Below are 19,773 nucleotides of genomic sequence, written 5' to 3'. Positions count from 1 at the left end.
TTTCTGGTATATTAATCCACTGTTGCAACAAAAACGGAGGTAACTATGAGTAAATCTCAAATCAATACAAAACCAGAGCATCCATATTTGGCTTTAATGGGTGTTTTGATCGGTGGATTCGTAGGAATGTTTAGTGAAACATCATTAAATATTGCTCTTCCATCTATTATGAAAGCTTTTTCTATCGAAACTGGTACAGCACAATGGTTAGTTACAGGCTATATGCTTGTCATTGCCATCGTCCTACCACTTTCAAGTTTATTAACTAAACATTTCTCAACTAGGGGATTAGTTCGTTTCGGAATACTTGACTTCATTATCGGATCAATTATTGCAGCGATTGCACCAAGTTTCGCTATTTTATTAATTGGCCGTATGATCCAAGGTATCGCTACAGGGTTGATTTTGCCATTAATGTTCTCAATTGCTATGAGAATTTTCCCACCTAACAAGCTAGGTGCCGCTCTTGGTGCTGCAGCACTTGTTATCATGTTTGCACCAGCTATCGGACCAACAATCTCCGGTATTATCTTAGGTGTAGCTTCATGGAGATGGATCTTTGTTTCATTCATTGTCTTCCTATTAATAGCATTAGTATTTATGGAAAAGAATCTAACAAATGTCTTCGAAGTAACTAAACCAGCTGTTGATTGGCTAGCTATTTTCCTTTCAACAATCAGTTTTGGCTTAATCGTCTTTGGTGTTAGTTATTTAAGTAGTAATGTTCCAGTCGCAATTGTTTCATTAATTGCGGGTGTAATTTTATTAGTTGTTTATATCAGACAACAATTGAAAGCAAAGACTCCAACTTTGGACTTTGCCGTATTACGTAGACCTGAATTCGTTACTGGTTCAGTGCTTGTTATGCTTAACTTTGGTATTACATTGTCTGCTATGTATATACTACCAATGTACCTACAAAATGGACTTGGAGTAGCAGTTGCATTAACAGGAGTTGTTATGTTACCAGGTGGTATTATTAATGCTGCTGTATCATTTGGTGCTGGTCGTGCATACGATAGTATCGGTGCAAAATGGTTGGCACGTCTTGGTTTCTTAGTTTCAGCAATTGGTGCTGTTATGTTCTTATTTAGTAATCAGAACAGTTCACTAGGTTATATCATTGCTGCCCATATCGTTCTTATGATCGGTGTGCCACTAGCAATGTCACCATCACAAACTTATGGATTGAATTCATTGAATGAATATCAATCAGCCGATGGTTCAGCTATCATCAATACTTTCCAACAAGTTATTGGTGCCGTAGCTACAGGTGTCGCTACACTATTGTTGAGTGCTGGTCAAAACAGCTACTTCGCTAATGGTGGACACTCAACTTCACTAGCATTCACAAATGGTGCTCACTATGGATTCGCCTTTACATTAGTATTGGCCGTCTTAGGATTCTTATTAGCATTCCGCGTACATTCTAAAGATTACGTTGAAAAGAAAGATAGACAAGAATCAACTAATAAAGCGAGCAAACTAGAAACTGAAAATGATTTAGGTTAAAATTATAAATTAAATGAAAACAATTGATACGGTTTTCTTTGGCTGATCGAGCATATATCGATTGGCCTTTTTTTAAATCAAAATATAATATAAATTAGTTGTTGAATAATTTGACAGATTCCTTTACAATAATAGGGTTGAATAATAAGACAATACTAGAAAAGGGAGGAGGGATTTAGATGTCACAAAATACACATAAAGGCTATACAGGCCACCGCCGTCCCGTTAACTCTAAGAACGGTGAAGAACGCATGGCAAAAACTCAAGCCGTTAAAGAATTCCTTAAGAGTCGTGATGAAAAAGCTGCTAAATAATAGCGGTTTTGCTAACAAATTAAATTTTGTTGGCTTTTTTTTTCGAATAATTTCAAAAAAAATGTCTTAGTTATCACGAAAGTGACTGCCAAGGCATTTTTTCATACAAATCTCTAATTATTTAATTTATCGTAAACATTATTGGGCATATCTTTTTTGAAAACTTCTTTGTAAGTATAAACATAAGCACCTTTAGTAGTTACTTCTAAGTAATGATCTTGTTTTAATTTGCCCATCCCTGTGAACTGGATAGGGTGCTCATCACCATCTGCATCGTAACTAGCCAGATTATAATTGTAGTTGCCATAGCCATCTTCATCACGACCTTTGGCATTATCGATTTTTACGTAGCGTGCTTCTTTTTTGACCAAGAAGTTGTATTGTCCCAGTGCCTGGGAAAATTGGTCCGTACGGTCCCTAGTGTACGCACAGGCCCCAACGTACGCCAATCCTATAATAGTAGCTGATAATAATAAAAACTTTAGTAGACTTCTCATTTATCCTTACCTCCTGAGAAATATACTAAAGTTTTTTTGGTAAATTCTACATTTGTTTCACTTACATTCTTCTTACAAAATCGTAAGCTACTTAAGTCCCCACCAATCGAAGTTGATTGTATAGTCTACAATTTTGTTGAAAATATCAGCAATAATATCTAGCATGATCAACACCTCCAACAATCTAATGAATTTCTTTACAAACCCATTATAACTCTTTTCGGAAACGTTTACATATATTTAAATCAACCCCAAACTTCTTCTTGAATAGATTTAACAAGAGCAAGCTTGTCCCATTCTTGTTGCTCAGTTAAAACATTACCTTCTTCAGTAGAAGCAAAGCCACATTGAGTTGATAGCCATAGTCTGTCCAAAGGAAGATATTGGCTGGCTTCTTTGATACGATCAATAATCACTTGACGATCTTCAAGGTCACCTGATTTAGTAGTAATCAAGCCAAGAACCACACGTTTGTCACCAGATACCTTGGCAAGTGGCTCAAAATTACCGGCTCTAGTTGAATCATATTCTAGGAAATAAGTATCAACATTCTCCTTGGCAAAGACTGTATCAGCAACAGGACCATATCCACCAGCAAAGGCAAAGTCAGAGTGATAATTACCACGGCAGATATGTGTATTGATCGTTAAATCATCTGGCAAATCCTCAATAGCACCGTTATTCAAATCTAGTAAAATATCTTGGATACCAGAGTTTGCATAAGCCTTACCATCTGGAGTAGCTAAGAAGCCTGCGTCAAGGAACAAGCCCCATGAACAATCATCTAGTTGAATGACACGTGCACCTTCGTCGTAGAAGGCCAAAATAGCGTCGTGATAAGCTTTTTTGATATCTTTATATAAATCCTCATCAGTATCGTAAAACTCCTTTATCTTGTCAGCATTGGTCCCACGAACTAGTTCAATGTAGAGTTGAGCAGGGGCTGGGATAGTTTGCTTAGGGATTACACCACCCAGGTCATCGGTAACTGACTTCAGGAACTGGAAGTGTTTGATAAAGGGATGTGTATTGGCATTGAATTTGATTTTACCAGATAAGATAGCCGTGTCGTCACGTGTCTCTTCATGGGCGAAGTTGTAGCCTTTACCATAATGAATATGGTCGATTCCTTCAAAGCCCCAGAAAAAGTCTAGGTGCCAATATGAACGACGGAATTCACCATCAGTAACATAGTCTAGTCCAGCATTCTTTTCTTTAGAAACTAGATCACGAATGGATTCGTCTTCAATGTCAGTTAACTCGCTTTGATCAATCGTACCATTTGCGAGATCCTTTCTAGCTTGTTTCAAAACATCTGGTCTTAAGAAGCTTCCTACATGTTGGAATCCGATTTTAGTTGTTGTTTTTGTCATAATTATTTACCCCAAATTTCTGTTTGAATTGATTTTACCAAGGCAAGTTTTGCCCATTGTTGTTCATCTGTAATAACGTTACCTTCTTCAGTAGAAGCGAAGCCACATTGAGTTGATAGCCATAATCTATCTAATGGAAGATACTGACTGGCTTCTTTGATCCTATCAATGATACTTTGACGGTCTTCTAATTCACCTGTTTTAGAAGTGATCAGACCAAGAACTACACGTTTGTCACCAGATACTTTAGCTAGAGGTTCAAAACCACCAGAACGCTTGGAATCATATTCCAAGAAATAAGTGTCAACATTTTCTTTTCCAAAGAGATTGTCAGCAACAGGACCATAACCACCGGAGAAAAGAAAGTCAGAGTGGAAGTTACCACGACAAATGTGAGTGTTGATCGTTAAATCATCAGGTAGATCTTTTATAGCGCCATTATTTAGTTCCAAATAAATATCTTGAACACGTCCATCCACTAGCTTTTTACCCTCAGGAGTTGCGACAAATTTCTTGTCCAACAATCTACCCCAAGAACAATCGTCCAATTGAATCACACGTGCACCTTCTTCGTAAAAGGCTAGAAGTGCATCGTGATAAGCTTTTTCTACATCGGCATATAGATCTTCTTCGTTAGGATAGATACGCTTGAGAGCATCTTCGTTCTTGTCACGAGTCAACTCACGATACAATTGTGCGGGAGCTGGAATCGTTTGTTTAGGAAGGACACCACCGATATCGTCAGTGACTGACTTGAGAAACTTGAAGTGCTGGATGAATGGGTGAGTATCTTTGTTGAAGCTGATTTTATCAGTTAGGACGGCAGTGTCATTTCGTGATCTACCTCTTGAAAAGTCATATCCTTCATCAGCTTCAGTATGTCCGACACCTTCAAATCCCCAGAAGAAATCAAGATGCCAATATGATCGTCTGAATTCACCATCGGTAACATAATCTAATCCAGCGTTCTTTTGTTTAGTAACCAAATCCCTGATTGCTTCATCTTCAACTTCAGACAAGGTTGTTTGATCTATTTTTTTGTCTTCGAAGTCTTTTCTAGCTTGTTTTAATACATCTGGTCTCAAAAAACTACCAACGTGTTGAAAACCGATTTTTGTTTGTGTTTTTGTCATAATATTTTCCTCCTGAGAATTTTTAAATTTAAAATAAAAAAAATCGTCCCTACATACACAGAATTACTCTGTAATGTAGGGACGATTACCGTGGTACCACCCTAATTCGTATTTTGATTACCCAAAATACCTCAACGACACTAACATGTCCGGGATGATATCGCATCCTTGCGTACCTTTGGCTTTCACCTAGGTAAGACTCCAAGCTCATCTTCGATCAACTTTTGCTCCGTCTTTTCACTATCTAACGGTCACTATTCAAACTACTCGTTAATCTACTCTTCTCTTCAACGTCTAATAAGATTAAATAACTTCTAATCATTTATTGGTGAATAAGTTACACCTGGTTCAATACTTTGTCAAACGGTTTTTGCAAATTCTTTAGTATCAACAATATTTTTGGTGATTTCTCCACTTAACAAGGCCTTTTGAGTGTCCATTGCTTCGTAGACCATGTTATGTACGGCCTTTTTAGTATAAAAGGCGGTATGTGGGGTGATAATGACATTATCACGTTTAGCTAGATTCTTGAATTTTTCATTAGGAACAGCGTCGATACTGCCAAAGTCTTTTTGGAAGATACCATTTTCATTATCCAAAACGTCTAGTCCGGCACCAGCAATCTTACCAGAATCTAATCCGTCAATTAAGGCTTGAGAGTCGACTAGTCCACCACGAGCACAGTTGATGATGTATGAGCCTTGCTTCATTTTGGAAATAGCATCAGCATCGATCATGTGATAATCTTGTGGTTCCAGTGGAGTATGCAAGGAGATAATATCAGCTTGTTCCAACAATTCATCCAGTGAATCCACGTAGATGCCGAGGTTTTCAAGGGCAGGATTGGGGTCGATGTCATAAGCAATCACTTTGGCACCATAACCAAATTGCATAATTCGAGCAAAGACACTACCGATATGTCCGGTACCAATGACACCAACGGTTTTACCGCTGATCTCAGTACCAATAGTAGGGGCCCATTTGAAATTACCATTTTCAAATTTCTTATCGAATTCTGGCACACGTCTAAGCAGGCGTCCAACTAGAAAAGATGCGTGTTCGGCAATGGCATTAGGCGAATAGACGGGAACATTGGTCAATGTAAATGAGAAGTCATTGAGGTCCTTATAATCAAATCCATCAGTACCAACGTTTCTAACTGATAACTTACTGATTCCAAAATCATGCAGCTTCTTTAATGCTTCTCTGGAATATGGCTCACGTTGAACGGAACAAACGCCGTCAAAACCCTTTGCATTATCTGCAGTTTCGGAAGTCAAGATATCAGTCGTATAATCTATACTAACGTCTGGATTTTCTGAGGCCCACTTTTTTAGTGGTGCTTCTTCATCTCCACGAACGCCAAATACATAAATTTTCATAACAGATCCCTCTTTCTTTGAATTATATTAGAAGATTAATTATTCTCTAATAAACTGTGTTATTAAGTGTAACTCTAATTTCTGAAAATAAAAGAGGCAAATTTGTTTCAAGTTAAAAAATAGTAACTATGATATTCTGTAGTGTAGGAAAAAGGAGATTGCTATGAAAAATAAAAATACGCTACCACAACTATTGGCGTGGCAAATTATGATTATTGTCAATGGTGCTGTAATTTTTGATATCATACGAATTTTTAATAATTATTCTATGATTTATTATTTACCACGAACACCTTTCTTGATGATTGCCGGATTAGTATTAGTTGTTGGATATATAGCAATTCAAGTAGTCATTGGTCTTGCAATCAAGAGGATGCATGATGGTAGTGGATTGTGGTCGTTTATCTTATTATTGGCTGGAATCGTTAGTCCACTATATCTTATTCCTGCAATTTGGGCTTTAATAACCAATTTTCTTGGGCAAAAAAAAAGAGCGTGAAAAACACGTTCAGTTTTCGAGTATAATGCAAAAGAAACCGATAATTACGTAAGTAAGTATCGATTTCTTTTTATTAGACGGAGAAAATTGTGTTTTGGCACGCGTTTTTACTGCAAACTTGAGTAGAAACGAAGTTATTTTTTTGTATTAGGATTCAAAATTATATTTAAGATAATGGCTGAAAAACTACCAACAACTAAACCGTTGTTTAGGATCGTTTGTAATGTTGAAGGTAAGAAGTGCAAAAGTGTAGGTTGAACGGTAACACCTAATCCAAGACCAATGGCAACGGCCATGATCAAGAGGTTGTTACTACTCATTTCAACCTTAGTTAACATCTTGATTCCTTCGGCACCAACGGTACCAAACATGATCAGCATAGCGCCACCAAGTACAGACGTTGGGATCAATGTGGCGATAGCACCAACTTTTGGAATCAATCCCAAAAGGATCAATAAGAATGCCGAGAAATAAACTGGTTTGTTCTTTTTGATACCTGATAATTCAACGATAGCCACATTTTGTGAGAAAGTTGAATATGGGAATGTATTGAAGATACCACCTAAAATAGCGGCGATACCTTCGGAAGCATAACCATGTTGTAGGTCTGTTTCATCCAGTTCACGGTGTGTGATCTCTGACAAAGCATAGTAGACACCGGTTGATTCAATCATACAAGTTAATGATGCTAGTAACATAATAACGATAGATGACCATTCAAACTTTGGAGTAGCGAAGTAAAATGGTTGTGGTAATTGGAACCAGTGAGCGTTATGAACGCTAGAAAATCCCATAGTACCCATGGCAATGGCGGCAATGGTACCAGCAACGATACCGATAAGGATTGAAATCTGTTTTATAAAACCTCTACCCCAGATATTAATAACTATAATAAGAAGTGCAGTACCAAATCCTAGTAACAAGTCAGTAGGATCACCGAAACTCTTAGCAGTGGCATCACCACCACCGATATTTTGGAAAGCCACTGGGATCAATGTGAATCCAATCAGTGTGATCAAAGAACCAGTAACTATTGGAGGGAAGAATCTCTTTAATTTTGAGAATACCTTTGATATTAATAAGATAAAAATACCAGCAGCAATAATTCCACCATACATATATCCAAGGCCAAAATGTTGACCAATATTTTGTAACGGCGTTACATATTCAACCGCGGAGCCAAGAACGACTGGTAATCCAATACCAGTAAGTGGTGTACGCTTGATTTGTAGCAATGTGGCTACACCACACATGAAGATATCTACTGAAATCAAGTATGTCATTTGTGTGGCAGAAAAATTCAATGCTGCACCAAGTAAGATAGGGATCAAAATATCCCCTGAATACATGGCCAGCAAATGTTGAAATCCTAGTAGTAGATTCTTGAAGAATGAATCTTCAGAATCGTGCATTTTTAAGTCCATTTTGTACCTTCCCCGATATATTTATGAAAATAGCCAATTCACAACGAACTAAAATCCTACTACAAACGTTTTAGTTCGTGATTTGCTATTCTTTTTATAACTTTACTTTAAAAATTATATCACTAATTCGGAAATAAATGGAAGCAACTCGTAAATGATAACCGTTTTCAATTATGATAAAATATAAACTAGTATTAATTAGGAGGATTTCACAATAATGAAGAAAAATCATTTGGATGATGCTTGTACAACTATCTTAGTTGGTAAGAATGCCAGCATGGACGGTTCTACTATGATTGCTAGAAATGACGATACATTTTTTGCAGTCGCACCACATAGCTTTGTATTGAACAAGGCTGTTAAAGGAGAAAAGGGACGTATTGTTAAATCATGGCTTAACGGCTTTGAAGCAGAGATCCCAGAAGATAACTATAAATGGCCAGCCGTTCCTAACGTAGATTACAAACAATTTGGTTACTACGATGAAAGTGGGATTAATGGTGCTAACGTCGCTATGTCTGCCACTGAGAGTACATATGGTAACGAACGTGCATTAGCAGTTGATCCACTAGTGAAAGATGGTATGGATGAAGATGTTATAGTTCGTATGGTCCTACCATTTGTTGATTCAGCTAAAGCCGCTGTAAAACGTACTGGTGATTTGATCAAACAATTCGGTTCACCAGCTGGTAATTCTGTATTATTCAGTGATAAAGATGATGTTTGGTACATGGAAATCGTTACAGGTCACCAATGGGTAGCTCAAAGAATACCTGATGATAGTTATGCCGTTTGTGCTAACCGTGTCTCAATTCAACAAGTTGACTTTAACGATTCTGCCCAATTCATGTGGTCAGATAATATTCAAGAATTCGTTGAATCAAATCACTTGAACACAGATAAGACTGGATTTAATTTCCGTCATATATTTGGTACAGACAATATGAAGGACAGACACTACAACACACCACGTGTTTGGTTTGGTCAAAAGTTCTTCAATCCAGAGATCGAACAAGATCCAGAAGATGGCGAATTGCCATTTATCATGAAAACAGAACACAAGATCTCTGTTGATGATATTGAATATGTCCTTGGTTCACACTACAACGAAACACCATTTGACCCATTCAGTACAGATGCATCAGATGATGACAAGTATCGTTATCGTCCAATTGGCTTGAATAGAACACAAAACTCACATGTTCTTCAAATAAGAAATGATGTTCCTAAAGAGTTCTCAGCTATTATGTGGTTATGTATTGGATTCCCAACATATACACCATATATCCCATTCTATACAAATATGAATGATACTGATGATAGCTTTAAAGATGCATCATTAAAGTTCAACTTCAAAGATGCTTACTGGATGTACAACGCTTTGTCAGTTCTAATTGAATCACATTATTCAGAGTTCATTCAATCTGACATTGACTTCCTTACAGAAATCAGACAAGACCTTAAGATGAGTGTTGCTGAAACTGATAAGTTGGCTAAGAATTATTCAGGCGAAGAACTTGTACAATTCTTAACTGATAGAAACCAAAAGGTTGTTAAAGAAATGGCTGATAAGTCACATGAATTCTTCGGTCAACTTTATACAAAAGGAATCACATTATCAAAACTAACATTTGATATGGATAAGAATTTATAGAATTAATTAACTCGCGATGATTTTAATCGCGAGTTTTTTTTCAAGCTTTTTCATTTACTAAACTGTATAATAATTCTATTAATGCTTTTTACATTTTCAGGAGGAAAATATCAATGGAAGAAAGTAAGCAAATAGCTAAGAAAACTTTGCGCAAAGGTTTTCTCTTAGCCTTCCTTGCATCAGTTACTTGGGGTATTTCAGGTGCTGTTCAGCAAATCGTCGCAAAGGATGCAAATATCCCTGCCATGTGGTTTGTTGGAACTAGAACTTTAGTTGCCGGGGTCATTCTTTTGGTTGTTGCGTTGTTCATATTACCGAAAAAGGAATTCTTTTCAATTTTCAAATCATGGAAGGATACTCTTACATTAGTTGCCTTTTCGATTTTTGGTTTATTCGCTAATATGTATACATTTTTTTATGCAATTCAAACAGGTAATTCATCTACCGCTACAATTTTGCAGTATCTATCACCACTGTTCATTATGGTGGGTGCAATAGTATTTAGTCACAAGAGAGTTTTGAGAATAGACATTATCTCATTTGCGTTAGCATTGATTGGTGTAGTGCTATTGATCACAAGAGGAGACATATCTCACTTATCGATTCCATTCTCATCAGTACTTTGGGGAGTTGGAAGTGGTGTAACGGCCGCTTTGTATATTGTTATCCCACAACGCTTGATTGCTAAGCATAATGGATTATTAGTTACCGGTTGGGGAATGTTGATTGCTGGTGTGTTTTCTAATTTCTTCACGCCAATATGGATCAATCCACCACATTTATCAACCAAGTCATTGATTGGCGTTATAACGGTGATTCTTTTGAGTAACGTGGTCGCATTCTTGTTAATGGTCTTCAGTACAAAATATACAACGGCCGCAACTATTAGTATCACAGATGCAGTACAACCATTTACCACACTTGTACTAAGTGTCATATTCCTATCATATAGTGTCAATATTCCCGAAATTATCGGTGCAGTTATCGTTGTCTTTGCTATCTACATCTTAAACAGATATGATACAGATGGAGACTAATAATAAAGGAGAATGACAAATTATGAAAATTTTTGCTTACGGAATTCGCGACGATGAATTATCATCATTGAAGAAGTGGGAAGCCGCAAATCCTGAGATTGAGGTTGGTTATACTGGCGATACTTTAACACCAGATACAGCTAAGTTGGCAAAGGGATCAAATGGTGTCGTGACACTACAAACAACACCATATGAGCGTGGAGCACTAGAGCAATTGAAGGAATTTGGTATTAAGTCCATTTCTATTCGTAATGTGGGATTCGATAATTTTGAATTCAAAGACTTAAATGATTTTGGTATGAAGTTAACTAATGTTCCAGTTTATTCACCCAATGCCATTGCTGAACATACCGTTTTATTAATGGGAAGACTGTTACGTCGTGTTCCAGAAGTTGACGTTAAGTTTGATAATGGAGACTTTACTTGGGCACCAACGATTGGTAGAGAATATCGTGAACAAACTATAGGTGTAATTGGAACTGGCCATATTGGCCGGGTAGTTATCAAAATATTGCAAGGATTCGGTGCAAAGGTTGTTGCTTATGATGTATATCATAACGATGATATTGAGAAACAAGGACTGTACGTTGATACCCTTGAGGAAGTTTACAAGCAATCAGATATCATTACATTGCACGTTCCGTTATTTGATAGCAACAAATACATGATCAATAAAGATGCCATTGCACAAATGAAAGATGGTGTTTTCATTGTTAACTGTGCTCGTGGTGAGTTGATTGATACAGATGCATTGATTGCAGGATTAGACAGCGGCAAAATTGGTGCTGCTGGATTAGATGTCTTGGATAACGAGAACTCTGTATTTGGTAAGAAGTGGGGTAGTATTGATAATTTGCCAAACCCACAGATCAAGAACTTGGCAGAACGTATCAATGTCATTATCACGCCACATAATGCTTTTTATACAGAAACAGCCGTTCATAACATGATAACTGTTGCTTTTGATTCAAATAAGGCCTTGATTGACGGTGAAACACCTAAGAATATTGTTGATACTACAAAATAAAATAATATTTTCAAATTAAAGGGATTTAGTAGTCACGTGAGTGAAGACTGAATCCCTTTTTCATGTTCACTCATTTTTCAAATTATAAACAAATTCACATCACATTTTATTCACATTCACCATCTATAATTCTTCTTATCATATGAAAACAATATATCTTAGCGATATAAATACACCATAAGGAGAACTATATATGGACGATGAAACTAAATACTACTACCTAACTTCAGCAATCAAACAAATGAATACCACTTTTAATATTGTTATGGCCACCACAAATCCGGATGGATCAATCCAACAGGACTTAGATAAGGCTAAGCACCATATCGAGATCGACTTACATCAAATAGATGATGAATTCTCGATTGAAAAGAAAGACTCACTGGTATCAAAATTTCAACAAGGTGATCAGAGTCCTCTAATCAACTCAGAGCCATTTCAAATGGTATATGACAAGACTATTGGTGCTGAACAAATGACACAGCATTATTTCAGTGCCTACTTCAATGGCAAGTATGATCCAACTGGCCTGGTCAAAAGTTGGGCAATGGAAGAAGTCTTTGATGCATATTTGAAGCCGTTACTTAATGAATTAGATATTGAAGGTATCTCACTAAAAAGTGGTGAGGATATCAAGATGGAGACACGTCGTGGATCTGATTATCGTTGGAGTGTCAATATTTTGAAGCCTGGATCGGATGAGAAAATACTGACTACTTACTATATGCAAAGTGGGTCAGTAGCAACAGTCAATAATTTCAACTTTGAACGTGTCCCTAGAAGCCAAGTTGGCCAAATGGAACAAGTTACAATACTCAGTGATGATATGATGGATTCCGTTGTTTGGGCCAATGCCGGTATCTCTGCGGGAACGAAAAGATTCCCAGAGTTAATTGATAGTGCTTGTTTAACAGGTATGTTGGTAGATGGAAAGTTGGGAACAATCAACTTCCGAGATGGATCTTTTAGTACCAAAAAAATATTTCTAAAATGAAAGTCTCTCAAGAATAAGTTCTTGGGAGATTTTTTTCTGTAAAAGCTTATGAAATTTCAGAGTTATGTCATATTTTATTCACATAATTTCATTACAATAGAATTGTGAGTTGAGATAGACTCACATTAAAACTTAAAATTTAAATACTAAAACTAATCTGAATAAAGGAGTAATTGTCTATGATTAAATTTTTAAACAAAACAATCAATAGTATGAATATACCGTTCACTATTCGCATTGCACTTAAAAACAGTGATTCCCAAGCAGATAATATTATGATCGATACGTACGAGAGAATGAATCGTTACTTAGAACAAATGGACTTGAAATTTTCACCTTTTAGAGAGAATTCCTTGGTATCAAAGTTTCAACGTGGAAATAGAGAACCATTATTGAACTCTGAAGTATTTGAGTCAGTTTATTCTAAGACTGTTATCATCGGAGAACTTAGCAATGGATCATTTGATGTTTATTTCAATGGAGATCCTACCAGACTGATCAAGAGTTATACGATCGAGCGTGCCTTTGATAAATTCTTAGTCCCATTGTTTGATTATGACAACATTGTCGGAATCTCACTTGAAGGTGATGGTGATACTAAATTTGCCGTTAGACCTTCTACAGACTTTGAATGGGAACTTGGAACTTCACTTGAAACCTATAATTTGAGATATGGCGCTATTTCCACCGTGGAAATAAACGGACGTGAAAAGTATCTAAAAAAGGATGAACTGGATGCAATTCAAAGCATCGCTATCGTTGGTGATAACCTAATTGACACCAATATCTGGGCCAACGTTGGATTGGCTTCTGGAACAAATAAATTTGTTAATTTGATTGAGAACTCATATCTTAGTGGAATGTTGATAGATAATGAGGAATCAATTACTTTTGCAGAAGGAATCCTAAATCGTAATAATCATGCCGAAGAAGTTAAAATTAAATAGAGAGAGCCAAACCACGGGAATTTCCGAGCATTGGCGTAAAAATAGGCCTTCACGAAAGTGAAGACCTTATTTTTAACCAAGCGGAAGAAATTGTGGTTTGGCTCGCGTTTGCACCGCAAGTTTGAGTAAGAAATCAAGAAAACTCTATTTCTTTTACTTAAAACAAATTAATCGTCCCAAACGTCAACTTCATCTTTATATCCATCCGGATTGCCATGCCAGAAGAAGCCACCATACCAAATACTACGTTTGTCTTCGTCAAATCCATTGATTTCAGCAACGTCTTTATCATCCAATTCAAAGTCGTAGATATCGGCATTTTGAATGATACGTGCTTCGTGAACTGACTTAGGAATTGTAATGATTCCACGTTGTAAGTCCCAACGCAAGATAACTTGTGCAACTGACTTATTATATTTATCAGCGATTTTTTTCAAACGTGTATCGCCAAGAACAGCCCCACCACCAAGTGGAGACCATGCTTCAAGATAGATATTGTGTTTGTCACAGAATGCTTTGATATCTTCTTCTTGGCAAAGTGGATTGAATTCCATTTGATTAACAGCTGGTTTAACTGATGCGTTAAGAAGGATATCCTTCATTTTGGTAATATCGAAATTAGAAATACCAATTGCACGGGCATAACCATCATGATAGATCTTTTCTAAGGCACGCCAAGTTTCTAGATATGTTCCATCAACTGGCCAGTGGATCAATAAAAGATCGACATAGTCAGTCTGAAGACGTTTCAGTTGGCCCTTGAATTGTTCGAGTGTTGAATCATATCCTTGATCACCATTAAAAATCTTTGTTGTTAAGAAAATATCTTCACGTTTCATATTATTATCAGCGAGAGCTTTTTTAAGACCTAAGCCAACACCTTTTTCGTTATCATATTGTTTTGCTGTATCGATAGCCTTATAGCCATGCTTGATAGCCCATTGAACGGACTGTGAAGCACCAGTGTTATTTACTTTCCAAACACCTAATCCAACTTGTGGCATTTGAACACCATTGTTCAATGTAACTGTGGATTCCAAATTTAAAGTCATATTAATACCTCCATATAAATATTTTAACGCAAATGATTTTGTGATTCTTGTAAAACGTTCGACAATTTGGTATAGTTCGAATTGTTTATATGTGACAGTAATGATGACTATTTATATACGAAAGGTATAGCTAATTTTATGAAAAATACATTCACAAGTGATAATGAAATTAAGTCAGAAATTATTAATCTTTCAGCAATTTTGAATTTACCGAAAGGAACTGAGGCTTTTGTCAGTGATATTCATGGAGAATATGATGAGTTCGCACATATTGTGCGCAATGGATCTGGTAATACCAAACAAAAGATAAGTGAATTGTTTACAGGTCGCTTAACTGATGATAGCCAAAAAAAACTGGCCTTTTTGATTTATTATCCTTCAGAAATATTAAGACAGACCAAAACTAAGTTCAAAAGTAATGATGAGTTGAATCAGTGGTATATAACTACCTTTAATAACTTGATCGAAATGTTGCAGTATACAGCCAATAAATACACACGTTCCAAGGTTAGAAAGGCGATGGATAGTGACTTTGTCTATATAACTGAAGAATTGTTATACGCTGATCTAAGTGATGGGACCAAGCACCTTTATTATTCCGAAATCATGGATAGTATCATTAGATTAAATATGGCAGACGCGTTCATTATCTCCACATGTCACACGATTCAAAAATTGGTCGTAGATCATTTACACATTATCGGTGATGTTTATGACCGTGGCCCACATCCTGATCTAATAATAGAACATTTAATGAAGAACTGTAGCAGTATCGACTTTCAATGGGGTAATCACGATATTCTTTGGATCGGAAGTGTATCTGGTTCCAAACTTTGTATGGCTAATCTAGTTAGGATAAGTGCCAGATACGATAATTTGGATATTTTGAGTGAATCATATGGAATAGACTTCAGTAAGCTAGAGAAGTTTGCTTTGAAGAATTATCAGCCCAAACAATCATTTGATCCTAAGTCTGATACAGGCACAAAAATCACTCCTGAAGCAGAACAACGCAATAATTGTGTTCAACAAGCGATTGCAATCATACAATTCAAACTAGAGGGACAAGCAATTAAGCGTAATCCGTCATTTAAAATGTCAAATCGTCTAATGCTGGGTAAACTCAGTGATGATAGAGAATATATAACTATTTCTGATAAAAATTACAGCGTTATGAATGGGTGCTTCCAACTAGTTGATAAAACCTCACCATATGAATTAACAGCTGATGAAGCAAGTGTTGTCGATGATTTGATAACTCAATTCGTTAACTCGAAGAAGTTACACAAACATATGAATTACATGGTTAAAAATGGTTCGATGTACCTTCGTTATAACGGTAACCTTTTACTACATGGCTGTGTTCCAGTCGATGATGCTGGTGAAATGTTGAGTCTTAAACTTGGCGACAAGAAGTATTCTGGTAAAGAGTTATTTGATCTGTTCGATAAAACTTTACGTGAGGCCTTTGACCATCCCCAAGTAAATGACTGTTATAATTCAGATATTTTGTGGTATTTATGGACAGGAAGCTTGTCACCACTATTTGGTAAAGCTACTATGACAACGTTTGAGCGTTATTTTGTTGATGACAAAGTATTACAACACGAAAAAAAGAATCCGTATTATTCATTGCGTAAAGAAGAGTGGTTCGATGATAAATTACTCAATGAATTCTCACTGGATGCCAAAGTTGGCCACATAATAAATGGACATACACCAGTCAAATCAGGACATTCACCAATTATGGCAAATGGTAAGATATTCGTCATTGATGGTGGGATGTCCAAGCCATATCACAAAACCACAGGTATTGGTGGATACACGCTACTTTATAATTCATATGGATTACAATTGGTCACTCATGAACCATTCACGACACGTCAAAAGGCTATAGCCGATATGACCGATGTTGTTTCCACAAAGCGTGTTATTGAACAATCAGCTAAGCGCAAAACGGTCGGGGATACAGATATCGGTAAGAAACTAAAAAAGCAGATAGCTGGGCTATCTGCTGAATTATAATAATTATTCTGATAAAGCTTTTTTAGGGAGAATTAAGTTCAATACGATACCGACAATCGTGGCAACACCGATACCTGTGAATTGGAAGCTTCCAACTTTCAAGTAGGCATTACCGATACCGATAACTAAGATTACAGAGGCAATCATCAAGTTATGTTTCTTATTAAAGTCGACTTTGTTATCGACAAGAAGTTTCAATCCACTAGATGCAATAACACCAAACAAGACAAAACTGATACCACCAATAACTGGTCCGGGAATTGTTTGGATCAAGGCGCTAAGTTTACCAACAAAACCGAACAGTGCAGCGAATATAGCAGCACCTACGATAACGTAAACAGAGAAAATCTTATTAACAGCCATAACACCGATATTTTCACCGTATGATGTAATAGGAGGACCACCGACCAAACCGGCGAAGATTGAAGCTGTACCATCACCGGCAAGTGTCCTATGTAATCCGGGATTTTTGAAGAAGTTTCTGTGTGTTAATTCATCAAGAACCATGATGTGGCCCAGATGTTCAGCCATTGTAACGAATGCAATTGGGGCAAAACTCAAGATGGCATCCCAATAGATTTTTTTAGGTGTATAACTAATGAATGGAAATTCGAAGTTTGGTAATTTGAACCAAGGTGTAGAAATGACCTGTGAAAAATCAACGATACCAAATGCAACAGAGATACCATAACCGCAAACGATACCGAGTAAGATAGCAATGTTACTCCAAAATCCCTTGAAGTACATGTTGAATAATACTGTTAAGAATAATGTGATCATTGAAATAATGAAGTATTTCAAGTCATAATGTCCATTGTTCATCATGGCGTTGTCAGCGGCGTTACTAGCAACTGACAATCCGATAACTATGATAATTGGTCCAACAACGATTGGTGGTAGAGCCTTATCGATCCAATCAGAGCCAATAAACGCAATCAAAAGTGCGACTATCAAATATACAAGACCAACAGCGATAGTACCTTGTGCAACACCGGCGTATCCGGCTGTTTTCATTAAAGCAATACTTGGAACGATGAATGAAAAACTCGAACTCATGTAGGCAGGAATTCTACCCTTGGTAATTAGAATATGAAGAATTGTACCAATACCAGAACTAAATAACGCAATACCAGGATCTAATCCAATTAGTAACGGTACTAGAACTGTTGCTCCAAACATTGAGAATAAGTGCTGTAGTGATAAAAGCCACCAAGTGCTTAGTGGTGGCTTTTCATATAGGTCAATGACCGCCTCAGGATTTCTATAGGACTTGTCGTTTGCATCCATATTTGTTCCCCCAATTATTTTTAGAAAAAAATAGTCCTCTATCCCGTGTATGCGAAATAAAAGACTTTTACGTGTACCTTTTTAGCCTCACGGGACCAATGTTAAAGGACTATTTGATTTTCTTAATCATAATAGAATTGAAAAGATAAGTCAACATAGAGTTGAAAAGATACAGCAAGAATGGAATACTTAATAGTAGAATGTAAAGCGCTAACAGAGGAGAAAATTTTTATGGTTGAATTGTACATTGTAAGACATGGAGAGACCGACACAAATTATGAGGGTCGGATTAATGGAATGTCTACTAACAAGCCTTTAAATAAAAAGGGCGTTGAACAAGTAGAAGAACTTGAAAAAAATATTGATATTAATATGTTTGATGAGGTTTACTCAAGTTCTTTATTGAGAGCTAAACAAACAGCAGATATTTTGAACCAAAATGTTCATGAAATTAAATTTGATGATAGATTATTGGAAGCTGATTATGGTAGTTGGGATGGCAAAACTGAAACAGAAATGATAGCCAAATATCCCGACGTATTTGACGAGAATCACTTCCTATTACCAGGCTACACAAAGTATGCAAAAGATGGTGAAGAATATTCTAATGTGTACAAACGTGTCGATGATTTCATGTCTGATATGACTAAAAAAGGTGACGAAAAGATCCTTGTGGTCTGTCATGGATTCGTTAGTCGTTCATTTATGAAAGTCGTAACTAATGCTTCAGATATATCTAATATTATCCAACCGGATAATGCCGGAGTATCAAAATACAAGATTTCTGCCACAGGTAAGAGATATATGTTGTACTATGGAAGAATGAATCACATTAACTAAACATATAATTGAGGTGTAATTTTGACATTAACTAATAAAGTTTCGGAAAACGACGTCAAAAAGACCTTTAATACGATTGCGACTGACTATGACAAGATGAATTCTATCATGAGTCTAGGTACGCATAAGAAATGGCGAGTTAAGGCCACTTCTATGATTACCAACCATCCTAAGCGCATTTTGGATCTTTGTTGTGGAACGGCTGATTGGACTATTTTATTGGGTAAACAATTCCCGTTAGCTCGAGTTTCTGGGATGGACTTTAGTCAAGAAATGTTAAAGATCGGTCAATCAAAAGTAGGACAATCAGGCCTTGAAAACGTTGAGTTATTAGCAGGAGATGCTATGGATCTGACGTTTAGGGATGAAAGTTTCGATGTAGTAACTATTGGCTTTGGGCTACGGAATGTTCCAGATGCCAACAAAGTTCTACAAGAAATATATCGTGTCTTAAAACCAGGTGGGCAAGTCGTTTGTCTTGAAGCGTTCAAAGTGCAAACACCTGTTATCAAAGTAGGCTGGAAGCTTTATTTTAATAAGTTGATGCCTATGATGGGTAAAGTTTTTGCTTCTAAGAAAGATGAATATCAATATCTGGATGATTCAGTTAATAAATTTGTCAGTATTTCACAACTCGTTGAAATGTATCAAAATGCTGGTTTTGAAGATATAAAGACCAAAGAGTTAATGATGAAATCGGCAGCGATTCACGTCGGTACAAAGAAAATATAATAAAAGTGAAAGAAATAGCTGTTGTAGTGGTCAAATTAAAATAG

18 protein-coding genes are annotated in these 19,773 nt (G+C 36.6%); 11 read left to right on the top strand and 7 right to left on the bottom strand.

The genetic code is table 11. The features are described from left to right. Positions 1-45 precede the first annotated feature (45 nt). On the top strand, positions 46-1,512 hold the full coding sequence (locus tag BTM29_RS01955) for an MFS transporter (RefSeq protein WP_083685897.1): 1,467 nt from the start codon (positions 46-48) through the stop codon (positions 1,510-1,512). Between the two features lie 179 nt (positions 1,513-1,691). Next, the gene (locus BTM29_RS13030) at positions 1,692-1,826 is read left to right on the top strand and encodes a hypothetical protein (RefSeq protein ID WP_257787695.1); all 135 of its coding nucleotides are present in this window, start codon (positions 1,692-1,694) and stop codon (positions 1,824-1,826) included. A 113-nt stretch (positions 1,827-1,939) separates the two neighbouring features. Here BTM29_RS13030 and BTM29_RS01950 read toward each other — a convergent pair whose 3' ends face one another. The 4 genes from BTM29_RS01950 to BTM29_RS01935 form a co-directional block, all read right to left on the bottom strand. Beyond that, a complete protein-coding gene (locus tag BTM29_RS01950; protein WP_076613895.1) occupies positions 1,940-2,323 on the bottom strand; it encodes a YxeA family protein in 384 nt (127 codons plus the stop codon). Between the two features lie 245 nt (positions 2,324-2,568). After that, positions 2,569-3,699 (bottom strand): 5-methyltetrahydropteroyltriglutamate--homocysteine S-methyltransferase, encoded by a 1,131-nt coding sequence (locus BTM29_RS01945; protein ID WP_164510785.1) that lies wholly within the window; start codon positions 3,697-3,699, stop codon positions 2,569-2,571. Then, positions 3,699-4,829 (bottom strand): 5-methyltetrahydropteroyltriglutamate--homocysteine S-methyltransferase, encoded by a 1,131-nt coding sequence (locus BTM29_RS01940; RefSeq protein WP_076613893.1) that lies wholly within the window; start codon positions 4,827-4,829, stop codon positions 3,699-3,701. Before BTM29_RS01940 ends, BTM29_RS01945 begins: the two co-directional genes overlap by 1 nt. A gap of 359 nt (positions 4,830-5,188) precedes the next feature. Beyond that, positions 5,189-6,211: a D-2-hydroxyacid dehydrogenase gene (locus BTM29_RS01935; protein WP_076613892.1), complete on the bottom strand. Its 1,023-nt coding sequence runs from the start codon at positions 6,209-6,211 to the stop codon at positions 5,189-5,191. A 163-nt stretch (positions 6,212-6,374) separates the two neighbouring features. Here BTM29_RS01935 and BTM29_RS01930 point away from each other — a divergent pair, with 163 nt between their 5' ends. Further along, positions 6,375-6,710: a hypothetical protein gene (locus tag BTM29_RS01930; protein WP_076613891.1), complete on the top strand. Its 336-nt coding sequence runs from the start codon at positions 6,375-6,377 to the stop codon at positions 6,708-6,710. Between the two features lie 134 nt (positions 6,711-6,844). Here the strand turns inward: BTM29_RS01930 and BTM29_RS01925 are convergent, their stop codons facing one another. Next, the gene (locus tag BTM29_RS01925) at positions 6,845-8,134 is read right to left on the bottom strand and encodes a nucleobase:cation symporter-2 family protein (RefSeq protein ID WP_076613890.1); all 1,290 of its coding nucleotides are present in this window, start codon (positions 8,132-8,134) and stop codon (positions 6,845-6,847) included. A gap of 217 nt (positions 8,135-8,351) precedes the next feature. Here BTM29_RS01925 and BTM29_RS01920 point away from each other — a divergent pair, with 217 nt between their 5' ends. The 5 genes from BTM29_RS01920 (at position 8,352) to BTM29_RS01900 (ending at position 13,793) form a co-directional block, all read left to right on the top strand. Further along, the gene (locus tag BTM29_RS01920) at positions 8,352-9,788 is read left to right on the top strand and encodes a C69 family dipeptidase (protein ID WP_076613889.1); all 1,437 of its coding nucleotides are present in this window, start codon (positions 8,352-8,354) and stop codon (positions 9,786-9,788) included. Positions 9,789-9,901: 113 nt separating this feature from the next. Continuing rightward, positions 9,902-10,825 (top strand): DMT family transporter, encoded by a 924-nt coding sequence (locus tag BTM29_RS01915; RefSeq protein WP_076613888.1) that lies wholly within the window; start codon positions 9,902-9,904, stop codon positions 10,823-10,825. 22 nt (positions 10,826-10,847) lie between these two features. Continuing rightward, on the top strand, positions 10,848-11,852 hold the full coding sequence (locus tag BTM29_RS01910) for a D-2-hydroxyacid dehydrogenase (RefSeq protein WP_076613887.1): 1,005 nt from the start codon (positions 10,848-10,850) through the stop codon (positions 11,850-11,852). A 193-nt stretch (positions 11,853-12,045) separates the two neighbouring features. After that, complete coding sequence (locus tag BTM29_RS01905; RefSeq protein ID WP_076613886.1) at positions 12,046-12,846, top strand: hypothetical protein; 801 nt, start codon at positions 12,046-12,048, stop codon at positions 12,844-12,846. A gap of 179 nt (positions 12,847-13,025) precedes the next feature. Next, positions 13,026-13,793: a hypothetical protein gene (locus tag BTM29_RS01900; RefSeq protein ID WP_076613885.1), complete on the top strand. Its 768-nt coding sequence runs from the start codon at positions 13,026-13,028 to the stop codon at positions 13,791-13,793. A 167-nt stretch (positions 13,794-13,960) separates the two neighbouring features. Here the strand turns inward: BTM29_RS01900 and BTM29_RS01895 are convergent, their stop codons facing one another. Further along, entirely contained in the window at positions 13,961-14,845 is an 885-nt protein-coding gene (locus tag BTM29_RS01895) for an aldo/keto reductase (protein ID WP_076613884.1), read from the bottom strand. Between the two features lie 138 nt (positions 14,846-14,983). Between BTM29_RS01895 and BTM29_RS01890 the strand changes: the two genes are divergently transcribed. Next, entirely contained in the window at positions 14,984-16,870 is a 1,887-nt protein-coding gene (locus BTM29_RS01890) for a fructose-1,6-bisphosphatase (RefSeq protein WP_076613883.1), read from the top strand. Between the two features lie 3 nt (positions 16,871-16,873). Here the strand turns inward: BTM29_RS01890 and BTM29_RS01885 are convergent, their stop codons facing one another. After that, on the bottom strand, positions 16,874-18,157 hold the full coding sequence (locus BTM29_RS01885) for a solute carrier family 23 protein (protein ID WP_076613882.1): 1,284 nt from the start codon (positions 18,155-18,157) through the stop codon (positions 16,874-16,876). A gap of 231 nt (positions 18,158-18,388) precedes the next feature. On the opposite strand from BTM29_RS01885, the gene BTM29_RS01880 reads away from it, so the two are divergent. Further along, positions 18,389-18,997, top strand: a complete 609-nt coding sequence (locus BTM29_RS01880; RefSeq protein WP_076613881.1) for a histidine phosphatase family protein — start codon at positions 18,389-18,391, stop codon at positions 18,995-18,997. A gap of 21 nt (positions 18,998-19,018) precedes the next feature. Continuing rightward, on the top strand, positions 19,019-19,729 hold the full coding sequence (locus BTM29_RS01875; RefSeq protein ID WP_076613880.1) for a demethylmenaquinone methyltransferase: 711 nt from the start codon (positions 19,019-19,021) through the stop codon (positions 19,727-19,729). Positions 19,730-19,773 lie beyond the last annotated feature (44 nt).

The sequence above is a fragment of the Companilactobacillus allii genome (assembly GCF_001971585.1).
In the GTDB taxonomy this organism is placed as follows: Bacteria; Bacillota; Bacilli; order Lactobacillales; family Lactobacillaceae; genus Companilactobacillus; species Companilactobacillus allii.
This window is presented reverse-complemented; position numbering and strand designations above follow the sequence as displayed.